This window comes from Polaromonas hydrogenivorans, from assembly GCF_040105105.1.
In the GTDB taxonomy this organism is placed as follows: domain Bacteria; phylum Pseudomonadota; class Gammaproteobacteria; order Burkholderiales; family Burkholderiaceae_C; genus Polaromonas; species Polaromonas hydrogenivorans.
Map to the genome: position 1 here is coordinate 4,031,954 of NZ_CP157675.1, position 15,634 is coordinate 4,047,587.

A 15,634-nucleotide genomic window follows, 5' to 3' on the forward strand; every position below is an offset into this window, starting at 1 on the left:
AAGCAGCTATCAAAATCATAGTCATTCAATCGGCATGCCGCGCCAGCCCGCAAGCGGTCGGCGTCACGCATCCAGCGATTATCCGGCCTGCCAGCGCGCCCGGCCTGCAACCGATAATTGCCGCATGCTTTTCAACCCCTTCCCGACCCGATTCACCGCGCGCCTGGCCGCCGGCCTGCTGGCAGCGTTGGCCAGCCTGGCCGCCGGCGCCCAGGCCCTGCCGCCCGAGGTCGATGCCCTGCTGGCGCGCGCCAGGGTGCCGCGCGAGGCCTTCGCCGCCGTGGTCGTCGATGCCGCGCCGGCGATCAACGGCAAAACCGCGCCGCTGCTCAGCTACCGCGCCGGCAGCGCCATGAACCCGGCCTCGGTCATGAAGCTGGTCACAACCTATGCCGGGCTGGAACTGCTCGGCCCGGCCTACACCTGGAGCACGCCGGTCTATGCCGACGGCCCGGTGGCCAATGGCGTGCTGACCGGCAACCTCATCATCCAGGGCCGGGGCGACCCCAAGCTGGTGATGGAGCGACTGTGGCTGCTGCTGCGCCGGGTGCAGGGCCTGGGCATCAAGACCATCACTGGCGACATCCTGCTCGACCGCAGCGCCTTTGCCGCGTCAACGCAAAACCCCGGCGACTTCGACGGCGAGGCGCTGCGCCCATACAACGTGCAGCCCGATGCGCTGCTGCTCAACTACAAGTCGGTGGTGATGACCTTTTCGCCGAATCCGGGCAGCGGCAGCACCAGCATCAGCTACGACCCGCCGCTCGCCGGCGTGCAGATGCAGGCCAGCGTGCCGCTGTCGGCGGGAAGCAACGGCCGCGCCACCTTGAGCGAATGCGGCGACTACCGGGCGCAGCTCCAGCCCGACTTTGCCGACCCGTTGCGCATGGTCTTTACCGGCAGCTACCCGGCGGCCTGCGGCGAGAAGGTCTGGGCCATCGCCTACCCCGACCCGGCCAGCTATGCGCAGCGGGCGATTGCCGGCCTGTGGCAGGAAATGGGCGGCGCGCTGGGCGGACGGGTCAAGGATGGCGCGGCCCCGCCCGGCCTGGCGCCGGCGTTCGAGATGGAATCGGCAACGCTGGCCGAAATCATCCGCGACATCAACAAGTTCAGCAACAACGTGATGGCACAGCAGCTGTTCCTGACGCTCAGCCTGCAGCGGCCGGGCGGCGCCAGCAACGAGGCCTCGCGCGAGGCGGTGCGCGGCTGGTGGCAGGGCCGTTTTGGTGCGCAGAACGGCGGGCCGGGCAACGCCCCGGACATGCCGGTGCTGGACAACGGTTCGGGCCTGTCGCGGCTGGAACGCGTCACGCCGCAGGGCCTGGCGCGCATGCTGCAGACCGCCTATGTCTCGGGCGCCATGCCCGAGCTGATGGCCTCGCTGCCGATCAGCGGCGTCGATGGCACCTTGAAGCGCAGCCGGTCGCAAGTCTCGCAGGGCTGGGCGCACCTGAAATCGGGCACTTTACGCGACGCCACCGCGCTGGCGGGCTATGTGCACACGCCCAGCGGCCGGCGGCTGGTGGTGGTCGGCATCGTCAACCACGCCAACGCACCGGCGGCGCGGCCGGCGCTCGAAGCGCTGGTGGACTGGGCCGTGAAGGAAGGCAGCCGGTGAACCTGACCGACCTCATCGGCTCGCTGGCCGCATGCCTGACCACCGCGAGCTTCGTGCCGCAGGCCTGGCTCAGCTTCAAGACCCGCGATGTCAGCGGCGTCTCGCTGCAGATGTACAGCGCGTTCACTGTCGGCGTGGCGCTGTGGCTGGCCTATGGCCTGCTGCTGGGCGCCTGGCCGATGGTGATCGCCAACACCCTCACGCTGGCGCTGGCCTTGATGATCCTGGGCATGAAGCTGGCGTATGGCCGGCCACCGGGCCCGCGGCGATCCGCAGCCAAATAACGCGCCCGAACAGGCTTGGGGCACGATTCATGCGTGTCCGCTTTCCGTGTCAAACACCGGAAATGGCTGAATGCGGAAGCGGTTGCGGCATTTTTCCGCCACCTAGGGTTTTCCCACCCCAACAATCTCCTGTTTCTGACGCCTGCACGGCGCCAGCGACGATAGCGCCGTCACGCGCCGACCCGCACATTTAAGGCAATGAACCCGGCTGAACCGGGAACATGCCTTTACGCCCCAACCACTTTTCTGGCTGCGCACATCCTATGTATATCAAAATCGGTTTCGACATCCAGCTTGCCATCACCTCGCCCATGGCGCTCATCTATGTGCTGCATGTGCATCCGTCGCGGCGCGATGACCTGATGGCGCCGGAGGTCGTCATGGTCGAACCCGCCCTGCGGGTGGACGAATACCTGGACGCCTTCGGCAACCAGTGCGGGCGGGTCAATGCGCTGGCCGGTGTCAGCGAGGTGCGCTTTCACAGCGCGTCGGTCATTCGCGACTCGGGCTTGCCTGACGAGGTGAACCTGGCGGCATGGCAGCATGACCCGACCGAGCTTCCGCCCGCAACGCTGCAGTTTTTGCTGCCCAGCCGCTACTGCGAGGTGGACAGCGAACTGCTGCAGTTCGCCTGGAACCAGTTCGGGCAGACGCCGCCGGGCTGGGCGCGGGTGCAGGCGATCTGCGACTTCGTGCACCAGCACATCCGCTTCGACTACAGCGCGGCCCGCGCCACGCGCACCGCCGTCGAAGGCTGGCGCGAAGGGACCGGCGTGTGCCGCGACTTCACGCACCTGGCGGTCACGCTGTGCCGCTGCATGAACATTCCGGCCCGCTACTGCACCGGCTACCTGGGTGACATCGGCATTCCCCCCGTGCCTTACCCGATGGACTTCAGCGCCTGGTTCGAGGTGTTTCTGGGCGGCCGCTGGTACACCTTTGACGCGCGCCACAACACGCCGCGCATCGGGCGCGTGGTGATGGCGCGCGGCCGCGATGCCGGCGACGTGCCGATCTCGATGTGCTTTGGCCCGAACACGCTGAAGAAATTCGAGGTCACGACCTACGAGGTCGATGTGTACGGCAACGCGGTGCAGACGGTGTGAATCCCGGCGACGTGCTCATCATCACCTGCGAGCACGGCGGGCACGAGGTGCCGGCGGACTACGCGCCCCTGTTCGCGGACCATGAAGCCCTGCTGGAGACGCATCGCGGCTGGGATCCGGGTGCGCTGGAACTCGCGCAGCAGATGGCCCAGGCGCTGGATGCGCCGCTGTTCGCGGCCACCACGACCCGCTTGCTGATCGACCTGAACCGCTCGATAGGCCACCGGCAACTGCATTCGGAAGCGACGCGCAGCCTGGCGCGTTCGACCCGGAGCGACATCGCGGCACGCTATTACCGGCCGCACCGCGACGCGGTGGAAACGGAAGTCGCCCGCCGGATTGCCGCAGGCCAGCGCGTGCTGCATGTCGCGTCGCACAGTTTCACGCCCGAACTCCATGGCGTGGTGCGGCAGGCCGACGTGGCCTGGCTGTATGACCCGAGGCGCGCCGGCGAAGGCGTCCTGGCGTCGCGCTGGCTGGGCGCATTGAAGCAGCGCCGGCCCGAACTCAAGCTGCGCCGCAACTACCCGTACGAAGGTAAGGGCGACGGCCTGACCGCGCTGCTGCGCAAGCGCCATGCGCCTGAGCAGTATGTCGGCATTGAACTGGAGGTGAACCAGCGCTTTGTCATCGAGGGCGGCGTGGCGTGGGCCGCGCTGCGCGCCGACATCACGCAGGCGCTGGCCGATGCGCTGGCGCCGGCGGGACGGTGAAGGCAGGCGGCGCCCGGCTTCGGCCATGGCGGATACTCGGAACCCATCAAAACTTTCCGCGAATCGAGCAACCCAATGACCACAGCCCCCGCCTGCCCCCAATGCACGATGGAAAACACCTACCCGGACGGTGAAAACTACGTCTGCGCCGATTGCGGCCACGAGTGGCCCATGGCCGCAGCCGCCCTTGACGCCGACGACAGCGGCGAGGCAGTGGTCAAGGATTCCAACGGCAACGTGCTGGCCGACGGCGACGCCGTGGTGCTGATCAAGGATCTGAAGGTCAAGGGTTCATCGACCACGCTCAAGATGGGCACCAAGGTCAAGAGCATCCGCCTGGTCGGCGGCGACCACGAAGTGGACTGCAAGATGGACGCCGGCAGCTTCATGCTCAAGGCCTGCTTCCTGAAAAAGGTTTGAGACGGGGACAAGTTCCGGATCATGGAAAATCGACCCCCATTCGCGCTATTCGCGTTAACTCACAAAGATACCCATGAACGAAGCCACTTCACTCCCCGCCCTGCCCGACCGCCTGTCCGTTGACCCGCGCAGCCCCCATCACGTCGCCGCCGTGTTCGAGCGTGACGTGGGGATTCTGCTGAACGGCAAGGAGCGCCTGAATGTCGAGGAATACTGCATCAGCGAAGGCTGGATCAAGGTGGCCGCCGGCAAGACGCTGGACCGCAAGGGCCGCCCGCTGCTGATCAAGCTCAAAGGCCAGGTCGAAGCGTTTTACCGCGACGGTGCAAGTTCAGCCCCTTAGCCGCTCCTCGCAGGCTGATTCTTTCAACCCGGCTCACGGCTTGATCGCGATCTTGAGCACCCCGTCGCGCTGGTGTGAAAACAGCTCGTAGGCGGCGACGATGTTCTCCAGCTTGTACTGGTGCGTGACCATCACGCCCAGGTCGATGCGGCCGGATGCCACCACATTCATCAACCGGCGCATGCGTTCCTTGCCGCCGGGGCATAGCGCAGTCCTGATGGTGTGGTCGCCCAGTCCGGCGGCGAAGGCGGACAGGGGGATTTTCAGGTCGCTCGAATACACGCCCAGGCTGGACAGCGTGCCGCCGGGCTTGAGCACGCGCAGCGCCGACTCGAAGGTGGCCTGCGTGCCGAGCGCCTCAATCGACGAATCGGCGCCCCGGCCGCCGGTGAGCTTCATGATTTCATCGACCACGTCGCAGTTGTTGAAGTTGAGCGTCACGTCGGCACCCATTTTTTTCGAAATGCTAAGGCGGTGGTCGTTGCCATCGACGGTGATGATGGTGCTGGCGCCCAGCAGCCGGGCGCCAGCGGTGGCGCACAGTCCAATCGGCCCCTGGGCGAACACCACCACGGTGTCGCCGATTCGGATGTTGGCGTTTTCCGCGCCCTTGAAGCCGGTGGACATGATGTCCGGGCACATCAGCACCTGCTCGTCACTCAGGCCGTCGGGAATCGGCGCCAGATTGGCCTGGGCGTCGGGCACCAGCACGTACTCGGCCTGCGTGCCGTCGATCAGGTTGCCAAAGCGCCAGCCGGCGGTGGCCTTGTAGCCGTGGCAGCCGCACAGCCCCAGGGGAATCAGGTAGCTGCCGTCCTGCGAAGGCGCGCCGTCCTGGGCGGCGTAGGAATTGAAGTTGGGGCAGATGGCGCCGGCAATCACGCGCTGGCCTTCGCTGTAGCCCTGCACCGCGCTACCGAGCTTTTCGATCACGCCCACGGGCTCGTGGCCAATCGTCAGCCCCTTGGCGACGGGGTACTCGCCCTTGAGAATGTGGACGTCGGTGCCGCAGATGGTGGTGGTGGTGATGCGCACCAGGGCATCGTTGGGGCCGACATCCGGGATGCGCTTATCGGCAATCTCGATGCGGCCGGGCTCGACAAACACGGCGGCTTTCATCATGGCGGACATGGACACTCCTTGGGTTGCGGGCGGGGCTCGTGAACCCAGTCTATCGCGCATGGCCGCCGGGCAGGTGGCGCACCCGACCGCATATTGATCAAGGTCAACGCTTTCACGAACTCGCCATTTATAATGAGAACCATTATCATTAAATTTGGGAAGTCAAAATGAAACGCCTGCTGTCCATTGCCCTGTTGTCGTTTGCTGCAACCACTGCTTTTGCCGCCGTCGATGAATTCACACTGACGATCAAGGATCACGCCTTCGAGCCCAAGGAAATCACCCTCCCCGCCGGGAAAAAAATCAAGCTGCTGGTGGTGAACAAGGATGCCACCCCCGCGGAGTTTGAAAGCAAGCCGCTGGGCCGCGAGAAAGTCATTGCGGGCAACTCCACCGGCACGATCAACATTGGCCCCTTGAAGCCTGGCCGCTATCCGTTCGTCGAGGAATACCACGAGAACGATGCCGCCGCGCAAGGCACCATCGTCGTCAATTGACATCCTCCCCTCCCTAAAGGAAGGGGATTCCTACGGTGCTACGCATGAGTTTCTTCGTGCATAGTCACTTCGGTGGGTTCCTGCTTCACCGAGGCTGGTTTCGTCTTGTGCTTGCGCACAAGGCCAGAGCCGTCCTCTCCACAGGCTGCAACGCGGTATCCCCGCGCCAATATGTTCATTGCGCCGACGACATCGGCGTGGTTCTGGTAGCCGCAATCGACGCATTCAAACTTCGCTTGCGTTTGGCGGTTTGCCTTGGCTATGTGCCCGCAGCACGGACAGGTCTGGCTGGTGTAGTGCGCTGGAACGGCAATGAGAATGCCGCCGTTCCAAGCGAGCTTGTACTCCAGTTGCCGCCGGAACTCAAACCAACCCTGATCGAGGATGGCTTTGTTCAGCCCGGACTTGGCTGCTACGTTTTTCCCCGATGCTTCGGTAGTGCCTTTGCTCGACCTGGACATATTGCCAACCTGCAAGTCTTCGATAACGACCATCGCGTGATTTTTGCTGATGGCGCTTGTCTTCTTGTGCAGGAAGTCCTTGCGGGCGTTGCCGATACGGGTGTGGATGTTTTGCACCCTCCTTTTGGCTTTGTGCCAGTTCTTGCTGAATTTGACTTTGCGACTCATGCGCCGTTGGTACTTTTTGAGCCTGTGTTCATGCTTCTTGAAGCTGTTCAGCGGCAGGGCAAAACTGCCGTCACTCATCGTGGCAAAGCGGGCTATGCCTACGTCGATGCCGATGGCGCTGGTGGCCGCTGGAATAGGTTGCTCGACTTCTCGCTCAGTCTGGATGCTGGCAAACCACTTTGCGCCCGACTGACTGATGGTGATGTTTTTGGCCGTGCCAAGAATGTCCCGGCTGTTGCGAAAGCGCATCCATCCGAGTTTGGGCAAGAAGATGCGGCTGTTGGACTGGTCGATCCTGAAGCCTTGCGGGAAACGGAAACTTTCGCCACGGCCTTTCTTTTTGGGACGTGGAAAGTCTGCGCGTTTTTCAAAGAAGTTTTTGAACGCTCGCTCAGAATCTTTAAGCGACTGTTGCAAGGATTGCGAAGGCGACTCCTTGAGCCATTCAAACTCTTTTTTCCACTCAGGAAGGCGGTTCGCCATATCGACGTAACCGATGAATTTGCCGCCTGCTGCGTAGTTGGCCTTTTGAATTTTCAAAGCCCGGTTAAAGACAAACCTGCGCGCCCCGGCGAAGCGGCGCATGTCGCGCTGCTGCTCACCGTTTGGCATCAACTCGAATTTAAAGGCTTGCAGGCGCTTCATTTTTTCTTGTTCAAGAAACCGTCGATAGCGCGACGAATTAACTCAGCAACTGAAAGACCAGTTTATTTTGACAGCTCTTGTAGCTTCGCAACCGACGGTTCGGCCAGATAGATGTTTGTCCGCTTCATACATTCATCATGCACCAAAATAGAATTCAAATGCAAACCAAATACAGGGACGGCTTCGCCGTCCACGCTGTCCATCCCCGGCCTGAAGGCCGGGGTTTTCCTCTCAAACTGATAAGCCCCCAAGCCCCAGGAGCCCGCCATGTTCGCCGCTGCCCTCATCGTTTTTCGTGAATCACTGGAAGCTTCGCTGATCATCAGCATCATGGCCGCCGCCACGCTCGGGATTGCCTCTCGCGGGCGCTGGATAGCCGCCGGAATACTGGCCGGGCTCGCGGGCGCGGCGCTGGTGGCGTCGAGCATGGGGCTGATTTCCGACATGGCCAGCGGCGTGGGCCAGGAATTGTTCAATGCCGGCATCCTGATCCTGGCCGTGGGCATGCTGGCCTGGCACAACATCTGGATGTCGATTCATGGCCGCGAAATGGCGGCGCAGGCCAAGAACACCGCGCGCGCCATCCATGACGGCCGCCGCGAGCGTTCCGTGATCTTCATGGTAGTGGCCCTCGCCGTTCTGCGCGAAGGCTCGGAGACGGTGCTGTTTCTCTACGGCCTGGCCACCAGCAGCGAAGACGGGCTGCGCAACACCGTTGGCGGCGGACTCAGCGGCCTGGCTGCGGGCCTGCTGGTCGGCGGCCTGCTGTACGCGGGACTGCTGCGCATTCCGTTGCGCTGGTTTTTCTCGATCACCGGCGTCTTTGTCTTGCTGCTGGCCGCCAGCATGGCTTCGCAGGCCGCCCGCTTCCTGATCCAGGCCGATCTGCTGCCCAGCCTTGGCGCACCGTTGTGGGACACCTCGGGCCTGCTGTCGCAGACCTCGGCGGCCGGCACCCTGCTGCACGGACTGATCGGCTACGAAGCACAGCCGGCAGGTATGCAGATCGTGTTTTACGTGGCGGTCGTGCTGGCCATCACGGCCGGCATGCGCTGGGTGAATTCGCGCGGCCCCATCAGGAATTCAGCCCAGCCAGCCTAGCTTTCAGTGCCGCGTTCTCGGCGCTGAGTTCGGTGATGGTCTGCCTGAGCCGGGCAATCACGCCTTCGGGCGATTCGGGCTCGGTGCGGGCCACGGCCTTGCTTTCGCGCACCTGCCGCGCGGCCTGCTGAAGCTCTTTCTTGCCGCCGGCGACCGCCGCCACCTGCGCGTCAAACGGCAGCGATGCCACGGTGGCTGCCGCGTTGATCGAAATCGTTCCCGACTTCACGGCCGCCACCAGTTCGGGCGCGGCCGACTTCTGGATCTTTTCAATCTGGTTGATGGTGTTGTTGCTGATGCGCGCCGACTTGGCGATGGCGTCGCGGGTGGGCACCGGCTCGGGCTTGTGATCCCCCGAAACAGCTTCGGCAACAGAAGCCGACAGCTCGCCGGGCGCTGGCTGCACGCGCGCGGTCAGGATGTCCTTCTTGCGCAGGGCCAGCACGCCGCGCTGGAAATCGGACACACTGCGCCGGCCCAGGTGCTGGTCGATCATCCACAAATGCACATCGTCCAGGGACTTGAAGCGGGTGTTCTGCACGGTGTTGAAAGGGATGCCGTGCCGGGTGCAGATGCGGTGGCGGTTGTGGCCATCGACCAGCATATCGCCCCACAGCACCAAGGCATCGCGGCAGCCCTCGGCCAGCAGGCTGCGCTCCAGGGCTTCGTTTTCGTCAAGGGTCAGCGGGTCGATGTAGGCAAGCAGTTCTTCGTTGACCGTGATGTTCATGGCGGGGCAGACAGGTAGTGATGGCAGGGGCGCCATTCTATAAGTCCGTGTTTTAAAAGTCAGTCATCGCCCTGACTTTCCTGGTTCAGATGACTCGGAACAGGAGCTGACTGGTTTGGAGAAACATGCCCTTTTTGTCAGTAAAAAGAAGCCGATATAGAGCATAAAAAGTAGTGGCAGACCAACTTGGCCTGCCACCCCTCTACGCAAAAAACCTTAAGCCGCGCGTCTCTGGCCTGCGAGCCGCTTCACCACGGCGACCAGGCGGTCAATTTCGCCAAAGGTGTTGTAAAACGCCAGCGAAGGCCGCACCGTGGTTTCGACCCCGAACCGCCGCAGAATCGGCTGCGCGCAGTGGTGGCCGGTGCGCACGGCGATGCCCTCGTCGTTGAGTGCATGGCCCACTTCCTCGGTGGTGTAACCCGCCAGCACAAAAGACATCACGCTGGCCTTGTCGCTGGCGGTGCCGATCAGGCGCAGGCCCTTGATCTCGCCCAGGTGCTGCATGCCGTAGCACAGCAACTCATGCTCATAGCGCGCGATGTTCTCGATGCCCACGCGGCTCACATAGTCGATGGCCGCGCCCAGGCCCACGGCGTCGGCGATGTTGCCGGTGCCGGCTTCGAACTTGTTCGGAATCGGCTGGAACACGGTTTTCTCGAACGTCACGTCGGCGATCATGTTGCCGCCGCCCTGCCACGGCGGCATGCTTTCCAGCACCTCGCGCTTGCCCCAGACCACGCCAATGCCGGTCGGGCCGAACACCTTGTGGCCGGAGAACACGAAGAAATCCGCGCCGATGTCCTGCACGTCGATACGCATGTGCGAGACCGACTGCGCGCCATCGACCAGCGCCCTGGCGCCCGCCCGATGGGCCATGGCCACGATCTCTTTCACCGGAACCACGGTGCCCAGCGCATTGGACACCTGGGTCACGGCAACGATTTTTGTGCGGTCATTGAGCAGCTTGCCGTACTCATCGAGCAGCACCTGGCCGCTGTCATCGACCGGAATCACGCGCAGCTTCGCGCCCTTGGCGGCGGCGAGCTGCTGCCACGGCACGATGTTGGCATGGTGCTCCAGGTGGCTGACGATGATTTCATCGCCCTCCCCGACATGCTGCCAGCCCCAGCTCTTGGCCACCAGGTTGATGGCCTCGGTGGTGCCGCGCACGAAAATTACTTCATTCACGTCGGACGCGTTGATGAACTTCCTGACCCGCTCCCGGGCGCCTTCGTAGGCATCGGTGGCGCGCGCGGCCAGTTCATGGGCGGCGCGGTGGATGTTGGAATTTTCGTGCTCGTAGAAATACGAGACGCGGTCAATCACCGACTGCGGCTTGTGCGTCGTGGCGGCGTTGTCGAACCAGACCAGCTGGCGGCCATTGACGCGCTCCTGCAGGATGGGGAAATCGCGGCGCACCGCCTGCACATCGAAAGCCGGATGGGCCGAGCGGCCCGCCAGCGGTTCCACGGCATGCGGCGCTGCTTTGGCCGGCGTCACATAGCCACTGGGCAGCACCACGGAATCGACGAAATAGAACTTCGGCTCACGAGGCGTGGCCTCGGGCGCATGGACCGGCGCGGCAGGCGCGGCCAAGGCGGGAACAGCCGGCTGCTCAAACGGCAAGGTAGCCAGCGAATCAAGACTGCCGCCAGCGGCCGGTACGCTCCCGGCATCACGCCCACCGGGTGACGGATGGCCGTGCTTGTCACCGAGAAAATAGAACGGAACATCGTTCACGGCCGGGCTCTGCGCGGCGTGCGGCACAGGCACCCCGGACGCTTCAGGCACGCCGATGGTCGCGCCGGCCAGGCGCGGTTCGTAGGCTGGCACGGCGCTCACCAATTTGTCGGGCACGCCGTTGCCCGCTACCGCATGCGGCAGCAGCGCGGGCGCACGGTTTCCCAGCGACAGCACCTGCGAAGGGGATGCCGGGATCAAGTTGGCGCCCGGTATCTGGCCCTGCGGAATCGGGGTGCCCGGCACACCGGGGCCAAAGCCCGCCGGGCTGGCCAGGGGCGAACCCGCAGGAGCAAGTTGCAGCGGCGCCTGCACGCCCGGTGGCGTCGCCGGAAAACCAGGCAACGATGCCGGCGGTGTCGAAGGCAGGCCGCCGGCGGAATGCAGACCTGCCGGTGCAGCTACCTCACCCGGCAAGGCGGCAAACAGCTGCGTGGCCATGCGCGCAAGAATCGCCGGGTCAAAAGGTGCTTCAGGCGCCCGCGCGAGGGAAGTAGTTGGCGTGTTCACGTCGGATTACTTGTAGGTATCAGCGTAATCGTGGTACTTGCCCACCTCGACATCGTCGAGCACGGCCAGCGCGTCGGTGGTCAGCACGGCCAGCGAGCAGTACAGCGAGATCAGGTAAGACGCGATGGCGTGGTTGTTGATGCCCATGAAGCGCACCGACAGGCCCGGACCCTGCTCGCCCGTCAGGCCCGGCTGGAACAGCCCGACCACGCCCTGGCGCTTGTCGCCCACGCGCAGCAGCAGGATTTTGGTCTTGCCGTCGGCCACGGGTACCTTGTTCGAAGGAATCAAGGGAATGCCGCGCCAGGTGATGAACTGCGAGCCGAACAGGCTCACGGTCGGTGGCGGCACACCACGGCGCGTGGCTTCACGGCCGAAAGCAGCAATGGCCAGCGGGTGCGTGAGGAAAAACGCCGGTTCCTTCCACACCTTGGTCAGCAACTCGTCCAGGTCGTCGGGCGTTGGCGCGCCGGTCAGCGTAAAAATGCGCTGCTCTTCGCTCACCTGCGACAGCAGGCCGTAGTCGGGGTTGTTGATGAGTTCGCTTTCCTGGTTTTCCTTGATCGTTTCAATCGTCAGGCGCAGCTGCTCCTTGATCTGGTCGTGCGGGCTGCTGTAGAGGTCGGAGATGCGGGTATGCACGTCGAGCACGGTGCTGACGGCATTGAGGAAAAATTCGCGCGGATGTTCCTCGTAGTCCACAAAGGTGCGTGGCAATTGGCCTTCTTCTTCGCGCGCGGTGCATTTGACCTTGATCGATTCGGGGTTCTTGACCTTGTTGAGGCGGTAAATACCGGCTTCCAGCGGCACCCATTGCAGCAAATGCGTGAGCCAGCGCGGCGAGATGGTCTCGAGCTGCGCCGTGGTCTTGGTGGCATTGGCAAGTTGCCGTGCGGCGCTATCTCCAAGTGCGGTGGTTCCGCCCACTGTTGCTGACATATGAAATTCCCTAAAAAAATGAAAACAAACGAAAAAAGTTAAACAGCTCGATGGCAGGGAGTTTCTAGGGTCACGGCGCAGGCTTCAACATGCTATAGCCATCAACCTGATACCTCGAACAACATTGGAGTGACTGACCGCTTCGCCGCGACTGACCAGCGCAGACGGGCTGACGCCCAGGGCCAGAGCGAGTTTTTCGACCGTCGCCAACGATGCAATCGCCCTGCCGCGCTCAATCTCGCCGACATAGGACCGGTTGAGGTTGGAGTGCTCTGCCAGTTGTTCCTGGGACCAGCCCTTTGCCTCGCGCGACTGGCGAAGGGCAATGCCAAAACACTCGATCAGCGTGGGGGTCATGCCAGGGGGCGATCCCCTGCCTCGCTGGCGGGGTTGCTGAGACCTGCTTCGCGGGAAACCGCCTGCGTCACGTTGCCCCCCGGGGGCACGTCATAGGTCAGCCACACATTGCCGCCTATGGTGGCGCCGCGGCCCAGGGTCACCCGGCCCAGAACGGTGGCGCCAGCGTAAATCACCACGTCGTCTTCGACCACCGGATGGCGCGGCAGGCCTTTTTGCAGGTTGCCTGCCGCATCGGTTGGAAACCGCTTGGCACCCAGCGTGACGGCCTGGTACAGCCGCACGCGCTGGCCGATCACGGCGGTTTCGCCGATGACCACGCCCGTGCCGTGGTCGATGAAAAAACTCGCTCCAATTTGTGCGCCCGGATGAATGTCGATGCCGGTCTGGCCATGCGCCAGTTCGGCCACGATGCGTGCCAGCAAGGGCAGGCCCAGCCGATAGAGTTGGTGCGCCAGGCGGTGGTGAATCATGGCCAGCACACCGGGGTAGCACAGCAGCACCTCGTCCACGCTGCGCGCAGCCGGGTCGCCGTGGTAGGCCGCCAGAACGTCGCTGTCAAGCAGGCTGCGGATGGCTGGCAGCAACGCAGCAAAACTGCGCGCGGCAGCCAGTGCCTCGGCCTCCAGCGCATCGCCGTTTTTCCCCTGATGGCGTGCGCTGTAGGTCAGCTCCAGCCGGATTTGCACCAAAAGCTGGTGCAGCGCCGAGTCCAGCGTATGGGCGACATAAATGTCTTCACTTTCCTGGCGCAGGTCCAGCGGCCCGAGCCGCATCGGGAACAACGCGCCCTTGAGTGCCTCAATGACCTGGGCCAGCGCATCACGCGATGGAAATTCGCGCCCGCCCGGCTCGCGCGATCGCTTTTGCGACTCGCGCCAGTCCTGCCGCACCGCATGGAGCGCGCCCACAATCTCGTGAATGTCAAAAACAGCCAAGGTGATCTTCCTGAAAAGTTGGGTGATACGGAGTCATTCCCGCTTTTTTCAGTCCTGCACCCAGGGCAGGCCGTGAAAACGCCAGCCGTCGGCCACGCCGCGATGCTGCTGCTCGTCGATCTCGCCTTCAAAGCCTTCCAGCACGCTGAAGACCTGCGTGAAACCGGCCTTGGCCGCAGCCTCTGCCGCCAGCGCCGAACGCTTGCCGCTGCGGCACAGCAACAGCACCACGGCATCCTTGCCGCCAGTTTTGGCCTCAAGCTCGCGTACAAAGCGCGGGTTGCGAATCAGGCTGGTGCCGCTGGCCCAGGCCACATGCAGGGTTTGCGGCACATGGCCGACAAACTTGCGCTCTTCGCCCGAGCGAACATCCACCAGAAGCGCATGGCCTTCAGAAAACAGTTGCCACGCAACGCCGGGGGGCACGCCACCCGCATAGGAAAGACCCGCTTGCCGCGCGGCTTCGCGCACCGTTTCAAGCGCCACAGGAAAAACCAGTTCAGTTGTTTCAGAGGACATTCGCCATTTCCAAGAGTTTGGTTGAGGAAAACCCGGATCAGCCGCCATTTCGATGGGCATGGCCAGCAGCCGGTGTCAATGAAATGAACTTTAAATAACTGGAGTCCAAACTCAAAAGAATAAAAACGAGTTTCTTAAATCTCAAATCATCTTTAGCAGGCTGCTGAAATACTGACTGCGCAGGCGCAGCAACTGGCTCGAAGTGGTTTGTTTTTGCGATTATTTTTCATATTTGAAAATCACAGTGCCTTTTGACGTTGCGGCTGGCGACCTGAATCGCTCCTGTCGCCTTTTTTATCCACTTATTGCCCCTGCAGACGGATTTGTCCCAAGGTGCGCATACGCGTGAGGTTGTAAGCAGCCATCGTCAGCACGAACATCTGGTCCACGCGCTCAAGCCCGCGCACCATCACCTGGCGAATCCCTCCTACCGTTTTGGCCCAGCCAAAGCCTTGCTCGATGAGCTTTCTTTTTTGCTGCGAGACGGCATAACCGTCTGTCCGGGCAATCGCATCGGGCACGGCCGAGCGCCGTCCTGAAGTGTTTTGCGCCACATGCGGCGTGACGCCCATCGCCAGGCACGCCTCGATGAACTCCTGCGCGTCGTAACCCTTGTCGGCTCCCAGCGTGAGGGCGGTTTGCGCGTCCGGCAGGGCTTGCCGGGCATCGCGCGCCATGACCTTGGCCGCTTCGCGCTCGGCGTAGCCGTCTGCCCGAGTGACCACGGCGCTGGCAATCAACCCGTGGCGGTTGTCGCTCAGCGTGTGGCCCATGAAGCGCAGCTCGCTGGCCGTCTTGCCCTTGCGGTACAGCCTGGCGTCAACGTCAGTGCTCGATTCGTGCGTCTCGTTCGAGCGCGTCTGCCCCTTGAAGCTGCCGTCTCCCTGGTCGCCGTCGCTGCCGTCCTTGCGCACAAAGCTCTTGTGACTCGCCCAGGCCTGAATAAGGGTGCCGTCCACGCTGAAGTGCTCGCCCGAGAGCCAGCCTTGCTTGTCGGCGCTTTGCAGCACATGGTTGAACAGTTCAATCACTGCGTCATGCTCAAGCAAGCGCTCACGGTTTTTCGTGAACACCGTGGGCACCCACACCGCATCCTCCATCGCCAGCCCGATAAACCAGCGGTAGAGCAGGTTGTACTGCACCTGTTCCATGAGCTGGCGTTCCGAACGGATGCTGTAGAAAACCTGCAAAAGCATGGCGCGCAGCAGCTTTTCAGGCGCAATGCTGGGCCGCCCGCCTTTGCTGTGCGCCTCATACATTGCGGCAAACAAATCGTCCATCTTCCCCAGCGCCGCGTTGACCATCTGGCGTATCGGGCGCAACGGATGGTCGGCCGGCACAAAGTCTTCCAGGCGATGCAGCGTGAACGGGCTTTCGGTGAAGGTGTCGGCTCCGCGCATGGATGGACTGGGTTGGT

At 63.1% G+C, this 15,634-nt stretch carries 18 protein-coding genes; 8 read left to right on the top strand and 10 right to left on the bottom strand.

Annotated elements, in window-relative coordinates; translation table 11 throughout:
* Window positions 1-124 precede the first annotated feature (124 nt).
* From dacB to ABLV49_RS19350, 6 genes are all read left to right on the top strand, one after another.
* Complete coding sequence (gene dacB / locus ABLV49_RS19325) at window positions 125-1,621, top strand: D-alanyl-D-alanine carboxypeptidase/D-alanyl-D-alanine endopeptidase (RefSeq protein ID WP_349279017.1); 1,497 nt, start codon at window positions 125-127, stop codon at window positions 1,619-1,621.
* Window positions 1,618-1,905, top strand: a complete 288-nt coding sequence (locus ABLV49_RS19330) for a SemiSWEET family sugar transporter (protein WP_349279019.1) — start codon at window positions 1,618-1,620, stop codon at window positions 1,903-1,905. The genes dacB and ABLV49_RS19330 overlap by 4 nt, the downstream gene beginning before the upstream one ends.
* 263 nt (window positions 1,906-2,168) lie before the next feature.
* A complete protein-coding gene (locus tag ABLV49_RS19335; RefSeq protein WP_349279021.1) occupies window positions 2,169-3,011 on the top strand; it encodes a transglutaminase-like domain-containing protein in 843 nt (280 codons plus the stop codon).
* Window positions 3,008-3,724, top strand: a complete 717-nt coding sequence (locus tag ABLV49_RS19340; RefSeq protein ID WP_349279023.1) for an N-formylglutamate amidohydrolase — start codon at window positions 3,008-3,010, stop codon at window positions 3,722-3,724. Before ABLV49_RS19335 ends, ABLV49_RS19340 begins: the two co-directional genes overlap by 4 nt.
* Window positions 3,725-3,799: 75 nt before the next feature.
* Window positions 3,800-4,144: a zinc ribbon domain-containing protein YjdM gene (locus tag ABLV49_RS19345; protein ID WP_349279025.1), complete on the top strand. Its 345-nt coding sequence runs from the start codon at window positions 3,800-3,802 to the stop codon at window positions 4,142-4,144.
* Window positions 4,145-4,217: 73 nt separating this feature from the next.
* Window positions 4,218-4,487 carry a DUF3297 family protein gene (locus ABLV49_RS19350; RefSeq protein WP_349279026.1) on the top strand — a complete coding sequence of 90 codons (270 nt, stop codon included), beginning with the start codon at window positions 4,218-4,220 and terminating at the stop codon, window positions 4,485-4,487.
* Between the two features lie 33 nt (window positions 4,488-4,520).
* Here ABLV49_RS19350 and ABLV49_RS19355 read toward each other — a convergent pair whose 3' ends face one another.
* Window positions 4,521-5,618 (bottom strand): NAD(P)-dependent alcohol dehydrogenase, encoded by a 1,098-nt coding sequence (locus ABLV49_RS19355; RefSeq protein WP_349279028.1) that lies wholly within the window; start codon window positions 5,616-5,618, stop codon window positions 4,521-4,523.
* A gap of 158 nt (window positions 5,619-5,776) precedes the next feature.
* On the opposite strand from ABLV49_RS19355, the gene ABLV49_RS19360 reads away from it, so the two are divergent.
* Window positions 5,777-6,106 (top strand): cupredoxin domain-containing protein, encoded by a 330-nt coding sequence (locus ABLV49_RS19360; protein WP_349279030.1) that lies wholly within the window; start codon window positions 5,777-5,779, stop codon window positions 6,104-6,106.
* Window positions 6,107-6,144: 38 nt separating this feature from the next.
* On the opposite strand, the gene ABLV49_RS19365 is transcribed toward ABLV49_RS19360, so the two are convergent.
* Together ABLV49_RS19365 and ABLV49_RS19370 are read right to left on the bottom strand one after the other, a co-directional pair.
* The gene (locus ABLV49_RS19365) at window positions 6,145-7,380 is read right to left on the bottom strand and encodes an RNA-guided endonuclease InsQ/TnpB family protein (RefSeq protein WP_349279032.1); all 1,236 of its coding nucleotides are present in this window, start codon (window positions 7,378-7,380) and stop codon (window positions 6,145-6,147) included.
* 62 nt (window positions 7,381-7,442) lie between these two features.
* Window positions 7,443-7,649: a hypothetical protein gene (locus ABLV49_RS19370; protein WP_349279034.1), complete on the bottom strand. Its 207-nt coding sequence runs from the start codon at window positions 7,647-7,649 to the stop codon at window positions 7,443-7,445.
* Here ABLV49_RS19370 and ABLV49_RS19375 point away from each other — a divergent pair.
* Entirely contained in the window at window positions 7,648-8,481 is an 834-nt protein-coding gene (locus ABLV49_RS19375) for an FTR1 family iron permease (protein WP_349279035.1), read from the top strand. The two genes, ABLV49_RS19370 and ABLV49_RS19375, sit on opposite strands and share 2 nt — an antisense overlap.
* Here ABLV49_RS19375 and ABLV49_RS19380 read toward each other — a convergent pair.
* The 7 genes from ABLV49_RS19380 to ABLV49_RS19410 all read right to left on the bottom strand — a co-directional run bounded on the left by ABLV49_RS19380 (window position 8,456) and on the right by ABLV49_RS19410 (window position 15,617).
* Window positions 8,456-9,211 carry a hypothetical protein gene (locus ABLV49_RS19380; protein ID WP_349279036.1) on the bottom strand — a complete coding sequence of 252 codons (756 nt, stop codon included), beginning with the start codon at window positions 9,209-9,211 and terminating at the stop codon, window positions 8,456-8,458. The genes ABLV49_RS19375 and ABLV49_RS19380 overlap by 26 nt on opposite strands.
* A 216-nt stretch (window positions 9,212-9,427) precedes the next feature.
* Window positions 9,428-11,395, bottom strand: coding sequence for a family 2A encapsulin nanocompartment cargo protein cysteine desulfurase (locus ABLV49_RS19385; RefSeq protein ID WP_349281813.1), 1,968 nt, complete (start codon window positions 11,393-11,395; stop codon window positions 9,428-9,430).
* Window positions 11,396-11,470: 75 nt separating this feature from the next.
* Window positions 11,471-12,403 carry a family 2A encapsulin nanocompartment shell protein gene (locus ABLV49_RS19390; protein WP_349279038.1) on the bottom strand — a complete coding sequence of 311 codons (933 nt, stop codon included), beginning with the start codon at window positions 12,401-12,403 and terminating at the stop codon, window positions 11,471-11,473.
* A gap of 84 nt (window positions 12,404-12,487) precedes the next feature.
* Complete coding sequence (locus ABLV49_RS19395) at window positions 12,488-12,760, bottom strand: helix-turn-helix domain-containing protein (RefSeq protein WP_349279040.1); 273 nt, start codon at window positions 12,758-12,760, stop codon at window positions 12,488-12,490.
* Window positions 12,757-13,698: a serine O-acetyltransferase EpsC gene (gene epsC / locus ABLV49_RS19400; RefSeq protein ID WP_349279042.1), complete on the bottom strand. Its 942-nt coding sequence runs from the start codon at window positions 13,696-13,698 to the stop codon at window positions 12,757-12,759. The genes ABLV49_RS19395 and epsC overlap by 4 nt, the downstream gene beginning before the upstream one ends.
* A 48-nt stretch (window positions 13,699-13,746) precedes the next feature.
* On the bottom strand, window positions 13,747-14,217 hold the full coding sequence (locus ABLV49_RS19405; protein ID WP_349279044.1) for a rhodanese-like domain-containing protein: 471 nt from the start codon (window positions 14,215-14,217) through the stop codon (window positions 13,747-13,749).
* A gap of 302 nt (window positions 14,218-14,519) precedes the next feature.
* A complete protein-coding gene (locus ABLV49_RS19410) occupies window positions 14,520-15,617 on the bottom strand; it encodes an IS5 family transposase (protein WP_349277217.1) in 1,098 nt (365 codons plus the stop codon).
* Between the last annotated feature and the right edge of the window lie 17 nt (window positions 15,618-15,634).